Below are 20,991 nucleotides of genomic sequence, written 5' to 3' on the forward strand. Positions count from 1 at the left end.
TGACCCTCGACCATGCCCACCTGGCGGACCTGTGACCCATGGCGATGATCTTCCGGGCCGCGCACCCGGGCCGCCGTCTCGCTCCCTGTCGTATCCGCCTGCCCGGCGGTGACCAACGGTCACCGCCGACCATTCCCCTGCTACCGGCGGCGTCGGGCGTCGGCCTCGGTGTCGAGCAGGTCGTTGAGCGTCAGCGCCGAGTTGATCAGCGAGAGGTGACTGAATGCCTGGGGGTAGTTGCCGATCTGCTCGCCGGTCGACGCGATCTCCTCGGCGTACAGCCCCAGGTGGTTGCTGAAGGTGAACATCTTCTCGAAGGTGAGTCGGGCGTCGTCGAGGCGGCCGGAACGGGCCAGCGCCTCGACGTACCAGAAGGTGCACATGTTGAAGGTGCCCTCGTGGCCTGGCAGACCGTCGGGGGAATGGACCGGGTCGTACCGGTGGACCAGGCTGTCGGAGACCAGGTCGCGCTCGATCGCGGCCAACGTGGACTGCCACAGCGGATCGCTCGGCGTGACGAAACCGACCGCCGGCATGGCGAGCAACGCCGCGTCCAGCACGCTCTCGCCGTACGCCTGTACGAAGGTGCCGCGGCCCCTGTCGTACCCGCGCTCCATGACCTGGTTGTAGATGCGGTTGCGTTGCTCGGTCCAGCCGCTGATGTCGCCGGGTCGGCCGGTCCGCAGGGCGAGGCGGACGGCCCGGTCCAGCGCGACCCAGGACATCACCCGACCGAAGGTGTAGTTGCGGGGGTGGTGGCGGCTCTCCCAGATGCCGGCGTCGGCCCGGTCCCAGTGGCGGCAGAGCCAGTCGACAAGCCGGACGGTGCTCTTCCACACCTGGTGTGAGACGCGGATGCCCTGCTCGTCGGCGAGGTGCATGGCGTACAGCGCCTCGCCGTGGATGTCGAGCTGGAGTTGGTCGGCGGCGCCGTTGCCGATGCGCACCGGCCGCGAGCCGCGGTAGCCCTCCAGGTGATCGAGGTTCTCCTCGTGCAGGTCGGACGAGCCGTCCACCCGATACATGATCTTCAGGGGGTCCTGGAGGTCGCCGGCTTCGCGGATCCGCTCGTCCAACCAGTCCATGTACCGGCTGACCTCCTCGGTGAAGCCGAGGCCGAGCAGCGCGTGCACCGAGAACGACGTGTCCCGTACCCAGGTGTAGCGGTAGTCCCAGTTGCGGGTTCCGCCGACCAGTTCGGGCAGCGCGGCGGTGGGTGCGGCGATCATCGCGCCGGTCGGCGCGTACGTCATGAGTTTCAGCGTGATGGCGGAGCGCTCGACCATCTCCCGCCAACGGCCGGTGTAGCGCGAGCGTTCGAGCCAGCGTCGCCAGTAGTCCCGGGTCCACTCGAACATGGCCTGGACCTCTTCCGGCGCGAAGATCCGCGGCTCGGTGCCGTCCGTCTCCAGGACCACGCCGCCGGTGTCGCCCTGGCTCAGGGTGCCGTACGCGACCAGGTCGCCGTTGTCGAGACGGATGTCGCCGCGTTCGGAGATCAACTGCCGGACCGGGTCGACGGGGTTGAACGTGAGGCTCGCCGACCGGCCGCGGAAGACGTAGCCGTTGCGGTGGGTCTCCAACTGGTGCTCTTCGCGGGCGTAGTCGAACCGGGGCCGGCACTCGACCTTGAAGCGCATGCTGCCGCGGACCATGGTGACGAGGCGGACCAGGCGGTGCGCGTCGGTGGCCCGCTCGCCGGTGACCGGCATGAAGTCCATCACCTCCGCCACGCCGTCCGCGCTGATGAACCGGGTGATCAGGATGGGTGTGCCGGGAAGGTAGAGCTGCTTGGTGACGTACCGAACCTCGCAGGGTGCGATCCGGAAGTAGCCGCCCTTGTCCTTGTCGAGCAGCGCGGCGAAGATGCTCGGCGAGTCGAAGCGCGGCGCGCAGAACCAGTCGACCGTCCCGTCACAGGTCACCAGCGCGGCGGTCTGCAGGTCGCCGATGAGCCCGTGATCCTCGATCGCCGGATAGCTGTCCACGTCTCTCCCCGGTTCGGCGGCGTCCTGCGCATCGAACCTAGGGGAGAAGTTGTCGGGTTAGGCGTGTTTCATGTTCCGCCACCCTGTCGCGTACCCCGATGGGGTGGCGTCCTGCTGGTCCGTGACCCTGGAGGACGCGTTGGGTCGTGCGACCAGGGTCATCGGGCGGCTGGCGGCGCGGTGCTGCCACGGACGACGAGGGTCGTGCCGAGGTCGTACCGTTCCTGGGCGCGGGACGAGACTTTCGCGAAACCTGTCGGCGCATCTTGACGAGCGGTATACGAATCCACGAAAGTCGATGTGGGCATGGTGGCGCTCCGGCTGGGAGCACGGGCGCCGTCCAGACATCGACGATTTCAGCGCTGGGTGCGACGGGCCGCCCCTGTTAGCGCTAACGACGATTTTTGCAGCCGACCTGACCAGGGTTTCGGTTCGCCCACGGCGATCGATCGACCACTGCCGGGCCCGGTCATGGGCGTCGCGGTCCCTGCCGGCACCTCGCCGGCGACGTTCGGGTTCACCGCCAACGGCAGTGCGACGACACCGTCCCTCGCCGGTGGCCGCCTCTGGTCCGGGCGGCTCCCAACCCCCAGGAGAATGTCGATGAGAAGACTGAGAAAGACCAACCTGGCGCTGACGTCGGTGGGTGCCGTCCTTGTGGCATCGACGGCGGTGGCCACAGCGGTGCCGGCCGGGGCCGCGGCCGCCGGTTGTTCGGTGGACTACGGCGTGTCGTCGCAGTGGCAGGGCGGCTTCGGGGCCAACGTGGCCATCACCAACCTCGGTGACGCGCTGTCGAGTTGGACGTTGACCTGGTCCTACGGTGCCGGCCAGACGGTGACGCAGGCGTGGAACGCGACGGTGACCCAGAGCGGTGCCGCGGTGACCGCGAGGAACGTCAGTTACAACGGAGGCGTCCCGACCAACGGCACGGTCTCGTTCGGCTTCAACGGCTCGTGGACCGGCAGCAACCCCGCTCCGACCAGCTTCGCGTTGAACGGGGTGGCCTGCACCGGTGCGACGACGCCGACCACACCGCCGCCGACGACTCCGCCTCCGACGACCCCGCCGCCGACGACTCCGCCCCCCAACGGGCCGGCGGACATCACGGTGAACAGCGCGACCAGGTACCAGACCGTCGACGGGTTCGGGGCGGCGCAATCCATCTGGGGCAGCGCGTGGTCGACGGCCGAGACGCAGACGTTGGTCGGGATGGGCGCCAACCAGTTGGGGCTGTCCATCGTGCGGACCGGACTCTCGCCGGTGTCGAGCGAGTGGGCGACGCATGTGAACTCGTTGAAGACGGCGAAGTCCTCCGGATCGAACGTGAAGATCCTCGCCTCGCCGTGGACCGCTCCGGCGGCATGGAAGACCAACAACAGCCGGGTCAACGGCGGGAAGCTGAGGACCGACTACTACGACGACTACGCCAACCACCTCAACAGCTACGTCCAGTACATGCGTGGCCAGGGTGTGACCATCGACGTGACCTCGGTGCAGAACGAGCCGGACTGGCACCCGGACTACGACTCGATGGACTGGAACGGCACCGAGCTGCGCACCTTCGTCCGCGACCAGGGCGCCAGGGTGCAGAACACCAAGCTGATGGTCGCCGAGGCGGTGAACATGAACTACAACTTCACCGATCCGACCCTCAACGACGCGACCGCCCGCAACAACATCGGCTACATCGGAGGGCACCTGTACGGCACTGAGGAATCCGGCCGGCTGCGGCCGTACTCCCTGGCCGAGCAGCACAACAAGCCGGTCTGGATGACCGAGTGGAACCTGCACGCCGCAGACGGTGGCGGCTCCAACATCTGGGGCAACCCCGCCAACACGGCGGTCTGGAACGAGACCCTCGACGACATCATGCGCACCGTGCACAAGTCGATGGAGGCCAACTGGAGCGCCTACATCTGGTGGTACGGCAAGCGCTACTACTCCTTCATCGGTGACGGCGAGTCGGCGTTCGGCACCGTGGCGGGTGCTCCGCTCAAGCGCGGGTACGCCTTCTCCCAGTACGCCAAGTACGTGCGCCCCGGCTACCAGCGGGTCGCCCTGACGAAGAGCTCGAAGGCCTCCCCACTGGAGGTGACCGCCTACCAGGGTGACGGGAAGATCACGCTGGTCATCCTCAACCGCTCGAACAGCGCGGTCAACAACGCCGTCGTCCAGGCCCCGCAGAACGTCAGCCGGGCTGAGCACTACCTCACCTCGCAGAACGCCAACGCCGCCAGTCAACCGACCAGCGTCAACGGGGGGCAGGCCACCATCAACGTCGGCGCACGCAGCATCTCCACGCTCGTGTTCACCCTCTGAGGTCGCCCGCCGGCGTCTCGTCAGGCGGTCGGGCTGGTGCGGTGCGCACGATCAGTCGCACTCCACCGGCCCGACCGGTCGGCAAGCTCTGGCCTGCGCCAGGACGGACACCGCTACCGCGGGGGCCGTCCTGGCGAACTGCCCGCTGGTCAGCTCAACACGAAGGTCACGTCGTCGACGTCGAAGGCCGTGGCGCCGTTGCCGGCCACCTCGCTGGCCAGGAAGCTGGCCGTCGCGGTGCGCTCGGTGGCCGCCGTCCCGGTCGACATGGTGTACTGCCGCCACTGTGACCCGCCGTCGAAGGCCAGCGAGAACCTCGTCTTCGGGGGTATCCCGGTGACCGCCAGCCCGACGTTCAGGTAGTCGCCGCGGGTGGTCTCCGTGGTGGTGGTCCGGACCCAGAAACGGACAGTCAGGTCGCAGTTCGCGGGCACCGTGACGGTGGCGCGCAGCAGGTCGGTACGCGTCACGTCCAGACCGGCGAAGGTGGCGTACGCGCGGCCGGTGTGTGCGGGCCGGGCCTCGTCGCCGAACACGACGATGCGGGGGCCGGCGGTCCAGCCGGTGGTGCCGCGCTCGAACCCCGGGTTCGCGTGGATCTGCCCGGCGCACGGCGCGTCGGCCGCCGGCCGGCCGTGCGACGCGCCGCCCGTGGCCAGGAGTAGCAGTGCAGCGGCCGAGACGGTGGTGACGAAGGCCTTCATCAGTCCTCCCGCATTCGTCTAGACATTCGAGACTGTCGATGCCTGATCGACCATGCGTGATGGGCCTCGGCTCGTCAAGTCCTTCCCGGTGCCAGCGCTGCCTGGAGGTGGTTGGTTGCGGACAGTGTGCTACGCGGACCAGCCCAGAGGGTGAGGGCGGGCCCGCGCGGCGGTGGTTGGCTAGTGCCTGCGACGGCCGTAGGTGCGGTCCAGGATCGCGACGCCGGCCACGGCGAAGGCGAGCTGCAGGCCCAGCTCGATCCAGTCGACGCCGGAGGTGTCGTCGACGCCGAGGGCGCCGGCGAGCAGCGTACCGACGATCGCGGCGACAACGCCGACGGCCAGGGTGACCAGGAACGACAGGTTCTGCTTGCCCGGCAGGATCAGTCGTCCCAGGACACCGATGATCAGGCCGATGATGATTGCGCTGAAGAAGCCAGCGATTTCCATGGTCTTGTTCCTCCCACCGAGTTCTCGTCGGGCTGGTCACTGCCCCGGCCCGCGCGCCGGCAAACCCCGGCGACGCGTGCCGAGGCGCTCGCCACGGGTACGCCGCCGGCATCGGTGTTCGGGTCGCTGCCGCGCCGACGGCACGGCAGCCACCCGACGGGTCCTGGAGGTTACCGCCCGCGCAGACCCGACTCCGCTGCGGACGAACGCTGGAGTTTTCACTCAGTGAAAGCTCCGGTCTCCGCTGCGGAGGCCGCACGGGATGATTCGACCCTATCGACGGTCGTCTGGCTGGAGGGTCGCATGGCATTCGCTCGTAACCAGTGGTACGTGGCGGCCTACGGCAGTGAAGTCGGTCGGGACCTGCTCGCCCGCACGGTGCTCGGTGAACCGCTGGTGCTGTACCGCACCGCCGCAGGGCAGGCGGTGGCCCTCGCCGACCGGTGTGTGCACCGGCGTTTCCCGCTGTCGGAGAGTCGCCTCGACGGCGACACGATCGTCTGCGGCTACCACGGTTTCACCTACGACCCGACCGGCGCGTGTGTCTTCGTACCCGGTCAGCAGCGCATCCCCCGCACCGCGCGGGTCGTCTCCTTCCCGGTGGTGGAACTGGACTCCTTCGTCTGGGTCTGGATCGGCGACCTGGACCGGGCCGATCCGGCCGCGATTCCCCGCGCGCCGTGGCTGGCGGACCCGCGGTACGCGGTGGTGAAGGGCATGGCGCCCTTGAACGCGCGGTACGGCCTGCTGGTGGACAACCTGTTGGACCTGTCCCACGAGACGTACCTGCACGGTGGTTACATCGGCACGCCGGAGGTGGCGAACACCCCGATCACCACCACCGTGGACGAGGACCGGGGCATCGTCCACGTCAGCCGGCACATGGACGACGCCGAGTGTCCGCCGTTCTACGCGCGATCGACCGGGATCCAGGGCCGCATCACCCGGTGGCAGGACATCGAGTACCACCCGCCCTGCCTCTACCTCCTGCACAGCCGGATCGCTCCGCAGGGCGTCTATCCGCCGACCGAGGGCGACGACACCGAGGCCTTCCACGCCGAGATCGTGTACGCGATCACCCCGTCGACCGAACACACCACCTACGACTTCTGGGCCGTGGCGCGTGACTTCGCGATCGACGACGAGTCGGTCAGCGAGTACCTGCACGACAGCAACCACACGGTGGTCATGCAGGACGTGACGGCGCTCAACATCCTGGAGCAGGTGATCGCCGCCGAGCCGGACCGGTACCAGGAGTTGAGCATCAACATCGACACCGGGGGCCTGGCCGCCCGGCGGCTGTTGGCCCGGCTGGTCGGTTCGGGGACGGTGGGAGTGCCGCGGTGAGTTCCCACTCCGGGGAGCGGGTCTACCGGGTGCACTGGTTGCCGGGCACCGACATCCTGCGGGGCAGCTGTCACTGCGGCGCCGAGCGCCTCGCCGAGGAGCCGATCGAGCTGTGGGAGTGGCTGCTGGCTCACCCGCAGGGCCACCAGGCCGCGGCCGTGCCGGCGCCCGACCCGCCGACGCGGGTGGCGATGCCAGCGTGACGGTGGACGAGTTGGCCGGTGTGGAGCTGGTGGTCACCCGCCGGGACCAGGTGGCGACGGAGGTCGTCGCGATCAGCCTGGGCCGCCCGGATCGCGGCGACCTGCCTGACTGGACGCCGGGCGCGCACATCGACCTGGAGCTGGGCACCGGACTCACCCGCCAGTATTCGCTCTGTGGCGACCCGGCCGACCGGTCCGTCCTGCGGATCGCGGTACAACGCGAACCGGACGGGCGCGGCGGCTCCCGGCTGGCGCACGAGCGGCTCACCGTCGGCGCGACCGTCCGGGTGCGGGGGCCCCGCAACACCTTCCGGCTGGTCGCGGCCCGGCGATACCTCTTCGTCGCCGGCGGTATCGGCATCACCCCCATCGCACCGATGGTCGCCGCCGCCGACGCCGCAGGCTCCGACTGGCAGCTGGTGTACGGGGGACGTAGCCGCGCCACCATGGCCTTCGCCACCACCCTGCGGGAGCGGTACGGCGACCGGGTGAGCCTGTGTCCGCAGGACGAGACCGGGCTGCTCGACCTGGCCGGGTTGCTGGGTCGGCCGGACGACCGGTTGGTCTACTGCTGCGGCCCTGAGCCACTGCTGAAGGCGGTCGAGGAGCGGTGCCTCGGCTGGCCGCCCGGCCGGTTGCACGTCGAACGTTTCACCCCGCTGGCCACCACCGGCGGGGAGGAGACGTCGATCGAGGTCGAGCTGGTGCTCTCCGGGCGGACGGTCACCGTGCCGCCGGGCACACCGATCCTGCAGGCGGTGGAGGAAGCCGGGGTGACAGTCCTGTCGTCCTGCCGGGAGGGCACCTGCGGCACCTGCGAGACGCCGGTGCTCGACGGTGTGCCGGATCATCGCGACAGCCTGCTCACCGCGCAGGAGCGGGCCGCCGGGGACACCATGATGATCTGCGTGTCCCGGGCCCGTACGCCCCGGCTCGTGCTGGAGCTGTGACCTGCCGGCGCGGGCGGGGATGATGGCGGAGTGCGCGCGCAACCGGGGCGGTCGGTGACGAGCAAGGTGCTGGCCCTGCTCGACGCGTTCAGCCCGGCCACCCCTGCGTTGACCCTGAGCGAGCTGGCCCGTCGCGCCGGGCTGCCACTGCCCACTGTGCACCGACGGGCCGCGGAGCTGGTCGAGTGGGGTGCGCTGGAGCGCGGCGACGACGGGCGGTACCGGATCGGCCTGCGGTTGTGGGAGGTGGGGTCGCTGGCACCGAGAGGTCTGGGGTTACGGGAACTCGCCCTGCCGGTGATGGAGGACCTGTACGAGGTGACCCACGAGAACGTCCAGCTCGCCGTCCGGCAGGACCTGGAACTCGTCTTCATCGAACGGATCTCCGGGCGGCACGCGGTGCCCGTGCTCACCCGGGTTGGTGGCCGCTTCGCGTTGCACGCCACCGGAGTCGGGCTGGTCCTGCTCGCCCACGCACCTGGCGACGTGCAGGAGCAGGTGCTGGCCGCGCCGTTGGAGCGGTACACCGACATGACGATCACCGACCCGAGGCGGCTGCGCCGCTGCCTCGCCGAGGTGCGCCGGGCAGGTTACGCGGTCAGCGACCGTCAGGTCACGATGGACGCGCTCTCGGTGGCGGCGCCGATCCGCGTACCGGAGGGTGTGGTCGCGGCGATCTCGCTGGTGGTCGCCCACGAGCGGGCGGACCCGGTGGCGCTGGCCCCGCTGGTGCGGGCGGCGGGTCGGGCGCTCTCCCGGGCGCTGGGAAAGACTGCAGATCGTTGACGCCCGATCAAATTCTGCATTACGTTTCCGGTGCGCGTGTTACCCGGAGGTCCGGCACCGACGAGAGGGAGCACTCATGTCTCTGCACGGCAAAGTCGCCATCGTCACCGGGGCCGGGCGCGGTCTGGGCCTCGCCTACGCACAGGAGTTGGCGCGGCGCGGCGCCGCGGTCGTGGTCAACGACGTCGACGCCGAGGCCACCGCCGACGCCGTGACGGCGATCCACGCGTCCGGCGGCCGGGCCGTCGCGGTGGTCGCACCGGTCGGCCCGACCGAGACCGCGAAGGAACTGGTCAGCACCGCGGTCGAGCACTTCGGGCGGCTGGACATCCTCGTCACCAACGCCGGCGTCCTGCGCGACACGGTGCTGTGGAAGATGAGTGACGACGACTTCGACACCGTCATCAACGTGCACCTGCGCGGCACGTTCACCACCGTGCGCGAGGCGGTGCAGCACATGCGGCAGGCCGGTGAGGGCGGGCGGATCATCTGCGTCGGGTCACCCACCGGGCAGCGGGGCACCTTCGGCCAGACCAACTACGCGGCGGCCAAGGCGGGCATCGTCGGCATGGTCCGTACCTGGGCGCTGGAGCTCAAGCGGGCCGGTATCACCGCCAACACGGTCGTCCCGGTCGCCGCGACCGCGATGACCGCCACCGTCCCCTACTTCGCGGCGGCGGTCCGGGCCGAGGCGAACGGGGAACCGATGCCCGCTTTCTTCCGACACGACCTGGGGTTCGGCACCGCGGACGACGTGGCCGGGCTCGTCGCGTTCCTCGGCTCCGACGCGGCGGCCTCGGTGACCGGCCAGGTGATCGGTGTCGGCGGGGACCGCCTGCAGATCTGGACCCACCCGGAGGCGGCGTTGACCGCGCACCGCGAGGGCGGCTGGACGTACGACGCGCTCGTCGACGCCTGGCCGACGACCTTCGCCGGTGCCGCGCAGAGCGTCGGCGAACGGTTCCCGAAACTCCCCGAGGAGTTCGAGCCCGCCACGTCCTGACCCGCCCGACGAAGGTTGGCCCCATGTACCAGCCCGCGATCGACCTCGACACCATCACGGCGATCGACATGCACGTGCACATCGAGGTCGACGACCACGGTCACGCCTCACTGCCCGAGCCGCTCGTGGCGGCGGCGTCGGCGTACTTCCGGACGGACGGCCCACGGCCCGCTGTCGGCGCGGTGGCGCAGTACTACCGCGAGCGGAGCATGGCGGCCGTCGTGTTCACCGTGGACGCGCGTACCCAGCTGAGGCACCCACCGCTGTCGAGCACCGACATCGCCCGCGCGGCGGCCGAGCACGCCGACGTGCTCATTCCGTTCGGCTCGGTCGACCCGCGCACGGGGGAGGCCGCCCTCGAACTGGCCAGCCGGCTGATCGAGGAGGAGGGCGTACGCGGAATCAAGTTCCACCCCACCGTGCAGGGCTTCGACCCCAGCCACCACGAGTACGCGCCGCTGTGGGGTCTCCTGGAGCGGGCCGGCGTCCCGGCGCTGTTCCACACCGGGCAGACCGGCATCGGCGCGGGCACCCCGGGCGGCTACGGCCTGCGGCTCGGCCTGTCGAATCCGATCCTGCTCGACCCGATCGCGGCCGACTTCCCCGACCTGCAGATCATCATGGCGCACCCGTCGGTGCCCTGGCAGGACGAGGCGTTGTCGGTCGCCACGCACAAGCACAACACCTGGATCGACCTGTCCGGCTGGAGCCCGAAGTACTTTCCGGCCGAGTTGGTGCGCTACGCCAACTCGGTGCTGAAGCGACGGGTGCTCTTCGGCACCGACTACCCCCTGCTCACCCCCGACCGGTGGCTGCGCGACGTGCAAGCGACCGACCTGAAGCCGGACGTGCTCCCGGGCATCCTCAAGGACAACGCGGCCCGCCTGCTGGGCCTCGCCGGGTGACGACGAGAGGAACCGCCATGACGACGACCATCACCTACGACCGGCTGGGCGACCTCGCCGGCACCGATCTCGGCCACACCGGATACCGAACGGTCACCCAGGACCAGGTGGACCTGTTCGCGGACGCCACGGACGACCACCAGTGGATCCACGTCGACCCCGAACGGGCCAAGAACGGCCCGTTCGGCGCGGCCATCGCGCACGGCTTTCTCACCCTCTCCCTGGCCGTGCCCTTCTGGACCGAGTTGCTGGAGGTCAAGGGCGTCACCACGAAGGTGAACTACGGCCTGGACAAGGTGCGCTTCCCCGCGCCGGTAGTGGTCGGGGCGCGGGTACGCATGCAGGCCACCGTCGTCGAGGTCGTCGAGGTCCGCGGTGGCTACCAGATCGCCGTCGACCAGACGATCGAGATCGAGGGCGGGAGCAAGCCGGCGGTGGTCGCGCGAGGTCTGTACCGCTTCTACGCCTGAGCCCGGGCGTCCGCCGAACCGGGTGAGCACACCACCTCCACCACCAGGAGACTGATGATGCACCAGCACGGAATCGGCGCCTGGATGGCCAAGCGCCGGCTCAAGTCCCCGGACAAGGTCGCCCTCATCCACGGCGACGGGTCGACGATGACGTACGGCCAGTTCGCCGACGCCACGGACCGGATCTCGGCACTGCTGCGGGAGTGGGGCGTCGGTAGGGGTGACTCCGTCGCCTACCTGGGAGAGAACAGCCCCGAGTTTCTTCAGGTGATGTTCGGGGCGGCGCAGGTCGGGGCCGTCTTCGTGCCGGTGAACACCCGGCTCGCCGCACCCGAGATCGCCTACGTCCTCGCGGACTGCGACGCGCGGGTGCTGATCCACGATCCGGACCTCGCGGTGCCGGTGTCCTCCGCCGCGCCGACCGTCCCGCCCCCGTACGTCGTCGTCAACGGCGCGGGCACCGCGGACCGGCCCGGGCTGGCTCACCTGGCGCGGGCCGCCGCCGGTTTCACCGACCACGCCGACACCGCCCACCGGGATCCGGCGGCGATCGTCTACACCTCGGGTACGACCGGCCGGCCCAAGGGCGCCGTGCTGACCCACGGCAACCTCACCTGGGTGGCGCTCAACTGTGTGGTCGACTACGACGTCGTCTCCACCGACGTCGCGCTGATGATCTCGCCGCTGTTCCACGTCGCCTCGCTCGGGATGGGCGCCCTGCCCGTCATCCTCAAGGGCGCCACGATGGTCATCGAGAAGGGCTTCGAGCCGGGCCGCGCGCTCGCGCAGATCGAGCGGCACGGAGTCACCATGCTCAGCGGTGTGCCGACCACCTATCAGCTGATGGCCGACCATCCCGCCTGGGCGTCGACCAACCTGTCGACGTTGACGAAGCTCACCTGCGGAGGTTCGGCGGTGCCCGCTCGCATCCTCAACGCGTACGAGGCGCGGGGTCTGTCGTTCTCCCAGGGTTACGGCATGACCGAGGCCGCGCCGGGCGCGACCGCGCTGCCCTCGACGATGACCCGCGTCAAGCAGGGCAGTGTCGGTCTGCCGCACTTCTTCACCGACGTGCGGATCACCGATGCGACAGGCGCCGTGCTACCCACCGGCGGTGTCGGTGAGATCGAGGTGGCCGGACCCAACGTCTTCCCCGGCTACCACGGGCTCCCGGAGGCGACCGCCGAGGCGTTCACGGCCGACGGGTGGTTCCGCTCCGGCGACCTCGGCCGCCTGGACGCCGACGGCTACCTCTACATCTCCGGCCGCCTCAAGGACATGATCATTTCGGGGGGCGAGAACATCTACCCACTCGAAGTCGAACAGCTCCTCACCGAGATCGACGGGGTGACCTCGGCGGCGGTCATCGGGGTGCCGGACGAGCGCTGGGGGGAGGTGCCGTGGGCGATCGTGACCGTGCGGGAGGGGGCATCGGTGGACACCGCCACCGTCCGGGCGGGCCTCGACGGCAGAATCGCGCGCTACAAGCTCCCGAGGAACGTGGTCATCGTGGACGAGCTGCCGCGGACGGCGTCGGGGAAGGTGCGGAAGGCCGATCTGCGGACCCGTTTCGGCGCCTAGTCGTGGGCCGGGCAGCGACGAGCGCGGCGAACTCCGCAGTCGACGCCGCGGCCAGCTTCTCGTGCACCCGGCGGTAGGTCTCCACCGATCTCGCGGCGGGCCACTCCGCGTCCATGAATTCGGCCGGCAGCCTCGGGTCGGCGCGTAGCAGCGCGAGCCAGTCCGCCACGAGCATCGTCCGTACGGTCAGGGCGCTCGACGCCATCGCTGTCGCGGACGGATCGGCCCACACGTCGATGAAGGCGAGGTGCGCACGCCGGATCGCCTCGATGTCCCACGCGGCGCGCACGCTCTCACCGATCGGGAACCCGGCGAGTTCACGGGCGTGGAAGGCGACCACCGTGTTGGGCGCGAGGTCCTGGCGCAGCGGCTCCAACGACCCGGCGAGGTCGACCTCGCCGGGCGCAAGCCAGAGCCCGTCCCGGATCGGCGCGAAGCCCTCCCAGGTGAGGATCGAACGCAGCCGGTGCCGCAGCGTCCGCTGACCCTCCGGAATGGAGAAGGTCACGAGCGTCCACCCGCTGCCCTGCGGGTCGAACGGCCGCGGCCCGCGAACGCGGGACTTCGCCTCGCGCAGCACCGCCACGCCGTGCTCGGTCAGCGAGAACAGGGTCTCCCGGCCACTCCTGCTGCGGGCCAGGATGCCGCTGTGCACGAGGCGGTCGAGGGTCGCGCGGGTGGCCGGCGCGGCGACGTCGGCACCCTCCAGCACGGTGATCAGGACGCTCGCCCGGATCGGGCCGGTGGCGCCGTCGACGACATGCTCGCCGAAGAAGGCGAGCAACAACTGCTTCGGCTGACGACTACCCACAGCCCTTCCCTTCGGGGAACTCGTTGGCCTGGCCGCCGATCACCGCGCGGATCGCGGGGCCACAGCCTGCCCGCGCTTGGCCCGCTGGATCTGGTCGTAGACGTGCGTCCGCAGTTCCGTGAAACGGGGCAGAGCGCGGGTCGTGATCTGATCGCGCTCCGGCGGCAGGTCGATCGCGAGGTCCTCCTGGACCCAGGTCGGCGAGGTGGACAATACTAGAACCCGCTGCCCCAGATACACCGACTCGTCGATGTCGTGGGTGACGAAGACAACCGAGATGGTCCGGCTGGCGTGCAGCTCGCGGACCAGGTCCTCCAGATCGGCCCGGGTCTGCGCGTCCACCGCCGCGAACGGCTCGTCCATGATCAGCACGTCCGGCTGGTAGGCGATCGCCCGCGCGATCGCCACGCGCTGTTGCATCCCCCCGGAGAGCTGCCACGGGTGGCTTCGCGCGGCGTGCGCCAGGCCCACCGCCTCCAGGGCATCGGCGACCAGTTTGTTCCGGTCCGCGCGGGGGAGCTTCTTGTGCCGCAGCGGAAGCTCGACGTTGCCCCGCACCGTCAGCCAGGGGTAGAGGCTGCGACCGTACTCCTGGAAGACGACGGCCATGGCCGGGCTGGGCCCGGTCACCGGCGAGCCGTCCATCTCGACCACGCCGCTGGTGGGCCGCAGCAGGCCGGCGAGGCACTTCAGGAGGGTGGTCTTGCCGCAGCCGGACGGCCCGACGATGCAGACCAGCTCGCCGGCGTCCATCGTGAAGCTGATGTCCCCGATCGCCTCGACGTTCCCCGTCGGCGACTCGTAGACCTTCCGCAGATGCTCCACCCGCAGCAGGGCGCTCCGATCAGGCACGGTTGACCTCCCTGATTCCGTGGTACCAGCGCAGGACGCGCCGTTCGACGAGACCGAAAGCTACGGCGAGGAAGACGCCGACGAGACCGAGCAGGAGGATGCCGCTCCACATCTCGGCGATCAGGTAGTTGCGCTGGAAGTAGGCGATCCGGTAGCCGAGGCCGGAGGACGAGGCGAACATCTCGGAGATGACCATCAGGATCAGCGCGACCGAGAGGGCCTGCCGCACCCCGGCCATGATGCGTGGGCTGGCGGCCGGAAGCACGAGGAACCAGAGCCGTTCCCACCAGGAGACCTGGAACGACTCCGCGGTCTCCGTCATGACACTGTCCGTCGCCCGGACACCCTCGATCGTGTTCAACAGGATCGGCCAGACCGCCCCGGAGACGATCACGACCACCTTCATGGTGTCGGTGATCCCGAGCAGGAGCATGGCCACCGGAATCAGCACCGGTGGCGGGATGGCCCGGAGGAACTCCAGCAGCGGTTCGAGGAGTTCCCGCAGCCAGTGGGTCAGGCCGATGACGGTGCCGGCGGCGATGCCGAGCACGATCGACGCGGCGACACCGAGGCCGAGGCGGGCGAGGCTCGGCAGGACGTCCTCGACGAACGCCGGGCCGACCCAGGTCTCCCGGAACGCTTCGGCGATCGTCAACGGGTCGGGGAAGAACTGACTCCTCGCCCTCGTCGCCACCAGACCCCAGACCACCAGGAGGAGCGTCGGCAGCCCCAGCGTGTAGAGGAGACTCACCGCGATCCGGGTTCCGACCTTCCGGCTGCGCGGCGCGGTGGCGATCCGGCCGGTGTACGCGGTCACCGCGCCTCCTCTCCTCGAATGGACTGGTGCCACGACAGCACCCGACGCTCGACGAACCGGAAGACGATGTTCACCATGAGCCCGAGCAGGCCGGTGACCACGACCAGCGCGTACAGGCCGGCGGCGTCTCCGGCGGACCGGGACAGCTCGATCATGCGCCCGAGACCGGGGTTGCCGATCACCATCTCCGCGGTGATGGCGAGGATGAGCGCGACCGCCGCCGCGAGTCGCAGGCCCGTCATGAGGTACGGCAGGGTGGTCGGCAGGACGAGGTGCGACAGCTGCTCCCGCCGGGTCAGACCGAAGCTGCGGGCGGTGTCGCGGGCCACCGCGTCGACGTCGGCGACGCCGTAGATCACCTGCACGAACACCTGCCAGAACGACGCATAGATGATGATGACGAGGGCGGCCTGCATCTGGATGCCGAACATCAGCACGGCGAGCGGGATGAGGGCGACCGACGGGATCGGTCGAAGGAACTCGACAGCCGTGTGGGTGCAGCGCCGTAGGAACGGCACCAACCCGACGACCGTGCCGAGGACGACCGCGGCGATCGTCGCCACCGTCAGGCCGATCGCCCAGGACGTCATGGTGCTGCCCAGCCGCCGCCAGAACGCGAGGTCGACGAGCTGCTCGAACAGCCGCGCCAGGACGTCCGTCACGTACGGCAGATACAGCGGGTTGACCAGTCCCAGTGTCGGGAGCAGCTGCCAGACGACGAGGAAACCGGTCAGGCCGACGACGCCCAGCATCGCCTTGCGTAACGCGCGCCGGCGTCGGGTGGAAAACACGCGCATGTCACTCCCGTCGTCAGGCGGGCGGCGAGGCCCTCCCCGGTCCGCAGGCAGGGGAGGGCGGGATCGCGCCGGCTACTGCTGCTGGATGAGACGGTCGAAGTTCGGTTGCTTGTCGAGCACCTTGTACTTCAGCGCGAGCTCGGCGAGCGTCTGCAGGCTCGACCGGTCGACCTCCCAACCGAAGGCCGGGAGCCGCACCGAGTCGGCCACCGGCGGGGGCAGCTCCAGGTTGTCCTTGATGGCCTGCCGCAGGGGTGCCACGTTGGCGGGGTCGTTGGCCCACTGCAACGTATCCTTCATCGCCGCCGTGAAGTCTTCGACCAGCTTGGCGTCCTTCTCCGTGCGTTCCTTCGTGGTGATCGTGGTGAGGGTGGCCAGGCCGGGCACCACCGCCTGGTACGGCGCGACGACGAAGGTGTCGCCACGGGCCTTCAGTTGCGTGACGAACGGCTCCGGCACCCAGGCGGCATCGATGTTGCCGGACTCGAGTTGGGCCGGGGCGTCCGGGAAGGCGACCTCGACGAACTTGATCGTCTTGGGGTCGCCGCCGTCCTTCTCGACCGCCGCCATGATGGTCACGTCGCCGGCCGCGCCCAGGCTGTTGACCGCGACCCGCTTGCCCGCGAGGTCGGCCGGCCGCTTGACGCCGGACTTCGCCGAAGCCACCACGGCGTTGATGTCGTCGCCGTCGGCGTACGAGGAGGCGTAGTTGCCGATGATGACGACGCCGAGGTCGCGCAGGTCGGCCCGGAACGGGCCGAAGGGCTGGCCGATCGCGAAGTCGATGTCGCCGTTCATCAGCGCGGGAATGGCCTGCGCGCCACCCTGGGCGGGCAGCACCTCGACCTGGAGCCCGCGTTCGGCGAAGAGGCCCGCCTTGATGCCGCCCCAGAGCGCGGCGGTCTCGGTGATGGGCAGCGCCGCGACCCGGACCTTGCGTAGATCGCCTGAGGTCTGATCGGACGGGTTGGACGCGTCGGAGTCGGTACATCCGGTGAGGGCGATCGCGGTGGCGGCGATCAGCCCGAGAACCATGACCTTCTTCATTGACGAGGCCCTTCCTGGGCGGGGGTGGTGGGTGCGTCGGAAGTCGGCGGATGCCTCGGATCTGCAGGTGGACTACCGCTGCGTGGGGGCGCACGCCGGTGTGTTGGCCATGGTCAGTCACCTCGGCATTGAAAGTCAATAATTTCTGACGCCCGTCATGAATAAGTTGAATAATGCTCCGCGGCGCGGCGGCGCTCAGACCTCGGGCAGGCCCACGTAGTTCTCGGACAGGCTCGTGGCGTACGCCTCGGACGTGGCGACGTACCTCAACGTGGCGGTCTGCAACTTCGTCTCGTACGGGTCGTCGCGCTCCAGCCGGTGCAGCATCGAGGTCATCCACCAGGAGAAGTGCTGGGCCCGCCAGACCCGGCGCAGCGCCGTGGCCGAGTAGCTGTCCAGCAGATCGGTGCGCCCCCCGTCGTACCAGGCGGCGAAGGCGTCCCCGAGCAGCGCGACGTCGGCGAGGGCCAGGTTCATTCCCTTCGCGCCGGTGGGTGGGACGATGTGCACGGCGTCCCCGGCCAGGAACAGTCGCTCCCACCGCATCGGCTCCACCACGAAGCTGCGCATCGGCGTGACGGACTTCTCCAGGATCGGCCCCTCGTTGAGCGACCAGCCCGGCACCGTCTCCAACCGCGCCCGCAACTCCGTCCAGATCCGCTCGTCCGGCCAGTCGGCGATGTCCTCGTCCGGCGCGACCTGCAGATACAGCCGGGACAGCTCCGGGGAGCGCATGCTGTAGAGGGCGAAACCCCGTTCGTGGTTGGCGTAGATGAGCTCCCGCACCGCGGGCGGGGCGGCGGCGAGGACCCCCAACCAGGCGAACGGGTACGCCCGCTCGTAGGTGGTCAGCACCCCGTCGGGCACCGCCGCGCGGCTCACCCCGTGGAACCCGTCGCAGCCCGCGACGAAGTCGCAGTGCAGCTCCTCGTCCCGCCCGTCGCGTCGAAAGTGGACGACCGGCGCGTCGGTGTCCAGACCGTCCAGGCGTACCACCTCGGCCTCGAAGAGCACCGAGCCGCCGACGGCGAGCCGGGCGGCGATCAGGTCCTTGACCACCTCCTGTTGGCCGTAGACGGTGATCGCCCGTCCGGTCAGATCGGTCATCGGCACCCGGTGCGACTCCCCGGCGAAACGCAGCTCGATGCCCTCGTGCCGCAGCCCTTCCCGTTGCAGCCGCTCGCCGACACCGGCACCGCAGAGCAGGTCGACCGAACCCTGTTCGAGGACTCCGGCCCGCAGTCGGTGCTCGACGTGGTCGCGGCTGCGGCTCTCCAGCACCACGGACCCGATCCCGCGCAGGTGCAGCAGGTGCGACAGCATGAGTCCCGCCGGCCCGGCGCCGACGATGCCGACCTGGGTACGCATCTTCCCTCCCGGTGTCAGAACGGGTACCGCGTGATGTCGCCCTGCACGGTGAGCCACTGGGTCTCGGTGAACGCCTCGACGTTCGCCGCTGCCCCGCCGAACCGCGAGCCGGTGCCCGAGGCACCGACCCCGCCGAACGGCGCCACCGCCTCGTCGCTGACCGTCTGGTCGTTGATGTGCACGATCCCGCTGGGGATCCGGTCGGCGAGGGCCATCGCCCTCATCACGTCCCGGCCCAGGATGCCCAGCGACAGGCCGTACTCGGTCTGCCGGGCCAACTCCACCGCCTCCTCCTGGTCGGCGAAGGTGGTCACCGGTGCGACCGGGCCGAAGACCTCCTGGGCATACGCCGGGGTCGCGGGGGTCACGTCGGCGAGGACCGTCGGCCGGTAGAACAGCCCCTCGTAGGTGCCTCCGGCCGCCAGACGGGCGCCCGCGTCGACGCTCGCCGTGACCAGCGCATGGATCTTGTCGCGCTGGCGCTCGTCGATGATCGGCCCGAGCGCCACCTGTTCCTTCGCCGGGTCGCCGACCGGCAGGTGGTCCGCCTTCTCGGCCAACCGCTCCACGTACCGCTCGGCCAGGCTCTCGTGCACCAGGTGCCGACCGGTGGTCATGCAGATCTGACCCTGGTGCAGGAAGGAGCCCCAGGCGCCGGCGGAGACGGCGAGGTCCAGGTCGGCGTCGTCGAGCACGATGAGCGCCGAGTTGCCACCGAGTTCGAGGTGCGCCCGCTTGAGGTGGCGTGCGGCCGCCTCGCCGACCTTGCGGCCGGCCGCCGTCGAACCGGTGAAGCTGACCACCCGCACGTGCGGGTCGGCCACCAGCGCCTCGCCGACGTCGACCCCGCCGGGAAGGACGTGCAGCAGGCCGTCGGGCAGGCCGGCCTCCTCGAAGACCCGGGCGATCGAGACACCACCGCAGACCGCCGTGCGCGGATCGGGCTTGAGCACCACGGCGTTGCCCAGCGCCAGGGCCGGAGCGACGGAACGGGTGGCCAGGATGAGCGGGAAGTTGAACGGCGCGATGACGCCGACGACGCCGACGGGCAACCGGCGGGCCAGGCTCAGCCGCGGTTGCGCGCTCGGGATGATCTCGCCGAGCGGGTGCGAGGCCAGCGCCGCCGCCTCGTAGCACTCCTGCGCCGCGGTGTCGGTCTCGACACCGGCCTTGGGTGGGATGGACCCGGACTCCCGCACGATCCAGTCGCCGATCTCGGTGGCGTGCCGTTCGAACAGCTGCCCGGCCCGGCGCAGCACCGCGGCCCGCTCGGCGTAGCCGGTGGCGGCCCAGGCGCGTTGGGCGGTGGCGGCGCGGGCGCAGGCTCGCGTCACGTCGTCGGAGTTCGCCACGCCAACCTGGCCGATCTCCTCGCCGGTGGCGGGGGAGCGCACGGACGCCGTGCCGCCGGCCGGCTCCACCCAGCCGCCGCTGTGCACCGTGCCGTGCCAGGTCGTGGCGTCCAGCAGTGTCATGGCGGTCCTCCTGGGAGCGTGGGGCGGTGGGGTGGTCCCGGGCGTGACCGGGCGTGCCGTGGTTCCGCTCACGACGACCCGGGGTGTTCGCTTACCGAACGGCCGTTCTCTCCATGAACGTTGGCACGTGGTCCGGCTCGCGTCAACGCATCGGCCGGCGTGACTTGGCAGCGCTGGACGGCCCGCACCAACCTGTCGTTGACGGAGAGTCTCGCCCGCCGTACGTTCGATGTGAGTACAGCGGTCCGCATAGCGAACAAGGGCGGGGAGGCTCATGGCGAAGCTCGTCTCGCTGGCCGAGGGCGTGGCGCACCTGGTCCGCGACGGTGACGTGGTGGCCCTGGAAGGGTTCACCCACCTCATCCCGTTCGCCGCCGGTCACGAGATCATCCGCCAGGGACGGCGCGATCTGACCCTGGTGCGGATGACACCCGACGTCATCTACGACCAGCTCATCGGCGCGGGTTGTGCCCGTCGCCTGGTCTTCTCGTGGGGCGGCAACCCGGGCGTGGGGTCGCTGCACCGCTTCCGCGACGCCGTGCAGCACGCCTGGCCGTGCCCGCTGGAGTTGGAGGAGCACAGCCACGCCGGCATGGCGAACCGCTACGTCGCCGGGGCGTCCGGGCTGCCGTTCGCCGTCCTGCGCGGCTACACCGGCACCGACCTGCCCGAGCACACCACCAACATCCGTCCCATCACCTGCCCCTTCACCGGCGAGACGCTCACCGCCGTCCCCGCCCTGCGCCCCGACGTGACGGTGGTGCACGCCCAGCGCGCCGACCGCGACGGCAACGTGCAGATGTGGGGCATCACCGGGGTGCAGAAGGAGGCGGTGCTCGCCGCCGACCGTTCCCTGGTCACCGTCGAGGAGATCGTGGACGAGTGGGAGCCCGTACCCGGGCAGGTGGTCCTGCCCGGCTGGGCGGTCACCGCGGTGGCCGAGGTGCCCGGTGGAGCACACCCCTCCTACGCGCACGGCTACTCGGTCCGGGACAACGACTTCTACCGGGCCTGGGACGCCGTCAGCCGGCACCGCGACACCTTCCGCGCCTGGCTGGACCAGCACGTGCACCGGGCGGGGGCAGCGGCGTGACCGACGAGACCACGACCACCGG

Annotated in this window: 20 protein-coding genes; 10 read left to right on the forward strand and 10 right to left on the reverse strand. The window is 70.1% G+C overall.

Annotated features, from left to right (window positions below; translation table 11 throughout):
• Positions 1 to 140: 140 nt before the first annotated feature.
• Positions 141 to 1,988, reverse strand: a complete 1,848-nt coding sequence (locus O7614_RS14150) for a glycoside hydrolase family 15 protein (protein WP_278138906.1) — start codon at positions 1,986 to 1,988, stop codon at positions 141 to 143.
• Between the two features lie 603 nt (positions 1,989 to 2,591).
• Between O7614_RS14150 and O7614_RS14155 the strand changes: the two genes are divergently transcribed.
• Entirely contained in the window at positions 2,592 to 4,310 is a 1,719-nt protein-coding gene (locus tag O7614_RS14155) for a cellulose binding domain-containing protein (RefSeq protein ID WP_278138907.1), read from the forward strand.
• A 149-nt stretch (positions 4,311 to 4,459) separates the two neighbouring features.
• Here the strand turns inward: O7614_RS14155 and O7614_RS14160 are convergent, their stop codons facing one another.
• Positions 4,460 to 5,014, reverse strand: coding sequence for a hypothetical protein (locus O7614_RS14160; RefSeq protein WP_278138908.1), 555 nt, complete (start codon positions 5,012 to 5,014; stop codon positions 4,460 to 4,462).
• Between the two features lie 180 nt (positions 5,015 to 5,194).
• On the reverse strand, positions 5,195 to 5,464 hold the full coding sequence (locus O7614_RS14165; RefSeq protein ID WP_278138909.1) for a GlsB/YeaQ/YmgE family stress response membrane protein: 270 nt from the start codon (positions 5,462 to 5,464) through the stop codon (positions 5,195 to 5,197).
• Between the two features lie 303 nt (positions 5,465 to 5,767).
• On the opposite strand from O7614_RS14165, the gene O7614_RS14170 reads away from it, so the two are divergent.
• The 8 genes from O7614_RS14170 to O7614_RS14205 all read left to right on the forward strand — a co-directional run bounded on the left by O7614_RS14170 (position 5,768) and on the right by O7614_RS14205 (position 12,709).
• Positions 5,768 to 6,811, forward strand: coding sequence for an aromatic ring-hydroxylating dioxygenase subunit alpha (locus O7614_RS14170; protein WP_278138910.1), 1,044 nt, complete (start codon positions 5,768 to 5,770; stop codon positions 6,809 to 6,811).
• Complete coding sequence (locus O7614_RS14175; RefSeq protein WP_278138911.1) at positions 6,808 to 7,014, forward strand: hypothetical protein; 207 nt, start codon at positions 6,808 to 6,810, stop codon at positions 7,012 to 7,014. Before O7614_RS14170 ends, O7614_RS14175 begins: the two co-directional genes overlap by 4 nt.
• The gene (locus tag O7614_RS14180) at positions 7,011 to 7,964 is read left to right on the forward strand and encodes a PDR/VanB family oxidoreductase (RefSeq protein WP_278138912.1); all 954 of its coding nucleotides are present in this window, start codon (positions 7,011 to 7,013) and stop codon (positions 7,962 to 7,964) included. Before O7614_RS14175 ends, O7614_RS14180 begins: the two co-directional genes overlap by 4 nt.
• A 30-nt stretch (positions 7,965 to 7,994) precedes the next feature.
• A complete protein-coding gene (locus O7614_RS14185; RefSeq protein ID WP_278138913.1) occupies positions 7,995 to 8,750 on the forward strand; it encodes an IclR family transcriptional regulator in 756 nt (251 codons plus the stop codon).
• A 76-nt stretch (positions 8,751 to 8,826) separates the two neighbouring features.
• Positions 8,827 to 9,753 (forward strand): SDR family NAD(P)-dependent oxidoreductase, encoded by a 927-nt coding sequence (locus tag O7614_RS14190; RefSeq protein WP_278138914.1) that lies wholly within the window; start codon positions 8,827 to 8,829, stop codon positions 9,751 to 9,753.
• A 23-nt stretch (positions 9,754 to 9,776) separates the two neighbouring features.
• Positions 9,777 to 10,658, forward strand: a complete 882-nt coding sequence (locus tag O7614_RS14195; RefSeq protein WP_278138915.1) for an amidohydrolase family protein — start codon at positions 9,777 to 9,779, stop codon at positions 10,656 to 10,658.
• 17 nt (positions 10,659 to 10,675) lie between these two features.
• Complete coding sequence (locus O7614_RS14200; protein WP_278138916.1) at positions 10,676 to 11,128, forward strand: MaoC family dehydratase; 453 nt, start codon at positions 10,676 to 10,678, stop codon at positions 11,126 to 11,128.
• A gap of 57 nt (positions 11,129 to 11,185) precedes the next feature.
• A complete protein-coding gene (locus O7614_RS14205) occupies positions 11,186 to 12,709 on the forward strand; it encodes a long-chain fatty acid--CoA ligase (protein WP_278138917.1) in 1,524 nt (507 codons plus the stop codon).
• On the opposite strand, the gene O7614_RS14210 is transcribed toward O7614_RS14205, so the two are convergent.
• The 7 genes from O7614_RS14210 to O7614_RS14240 form a co-directional block, all read right to left on the reverse strand.
• Entirely contained in the window at positions 12,633 to 13,520 is an 888-nt protein-coding gene (locus tag O7614_RS14210) for a PaaX family transcriptional regulator C-terminal domain-containing protein (RefSeq protein ID WP_278138918.1), read from the reverse strand. The two genes, O7614_RS14205 and O7614_RS14210, sit on opposite strands and share 77 nt — an antisense overlap.
• 39 nt (positions 13,521 to 13,559) lie before the next feature.
• Positions 13,560 to 14,372, reverse strand: a complete 813-nt coding sequence (locus O7614_RS14215) for an ABC transporter ATP-binding protein (RefSeq protein WP_278138919.1) — start codon at positions 14,370 to 14,372, stop codon at positions 13,560 to 13,562.
• Positions 14,365 to 15,189 (reverse strand): ABC transporter permease, encoded by an 825-nt coding sequence (locus O7614_RS14220; RefSeq protein ID WP_278138920.1) that lies wholly within the window; start codon positions 15,187 to 15,189, stop codon positions 14,365 to 14,367. The genes O7614_RS14215 and O7614_RS14220 overlap by 8 nt, the downstream gene beginning before the upstream one ends.
• Entirely contained in the window at positions 15,186 to 15,986 is an 801-nt protein-coding gene (locus tag O7614_RS14225) for an ABC transporter permease (RefSeq protein ID WP_278138921.1), read from the reverse strand. Before O7614_RS14225 ends, O7614_RS14220 begins: the two co-directional genes overlap by 4 nt.
• 72 nt (positions 15,987 to 16,058) lie before the next feature.
• Positions 16,059 to 17,033 carry an ABC transporter substrate-binding protein gene (locus O7614_RS14230; protein WP_278138922.1) on the reverse strand — a complete coding sequence of 325 codons (975 nt, stop codon included), beginning with the start codon at positions 17,031 to 17,033 and terminating at the stop codon, positions 16,059 to 16,061.
• Positions 17,034 to 17,228: 195 nt separating this feature from the next.
• Entirely contained in the window at positions 17,229 to 18,401 is a 1,173-nt protein-coding gene (gene pobA, locus O7614_RS14235) for a 4-hydroxybenzoate 3-monooxygenase (protein WP_278138923.1), read from the reverse strand.
• A gap of 14 nt (positions 18,402 to 18,415) precedes the next feature.
• Positions 18,416 to 19,876 carry a benzaldehyde dehydrogenase gene (locus O7614_RS14240; RefSeq protein WP_278138924.1) on the reverse strand — a complete coding sequence of 487 codons (1,461 nt, stop codon included), beginning with the start codon at positions 19,874 to 19,876 and terminating at the stop codon, positions 18,416 to 18,418.
• Positions 19,877 to 20,150: 274 nt separating this feature from the next.
• On the opposite strand from O7614_RS14240, the gene O7614_RS14245 reads away from it, so the two are divergent.
• Complete coding sequence (locus O7614_RS14245) at positions 20,151 to 20,969, forward strand: CoA transferase subunit A (protein ID WP_278138925.1); 819 nt, start codon at positions 20,151 to 20,153, stop codon at positions 20,967 to 20,969.
• The last annotated feature ends 22 nt before the right edge of the window (positions 20,970 to 20,991 follow it).

This window comes from Micromonospora sp. WMMD961 (assembly GCF_029626145.1).
Lineage (GTDB): Bacteria > Actinomycetota > Actinomycetes > Mycobacteriales > Micromonosporaceae > Micromonospora.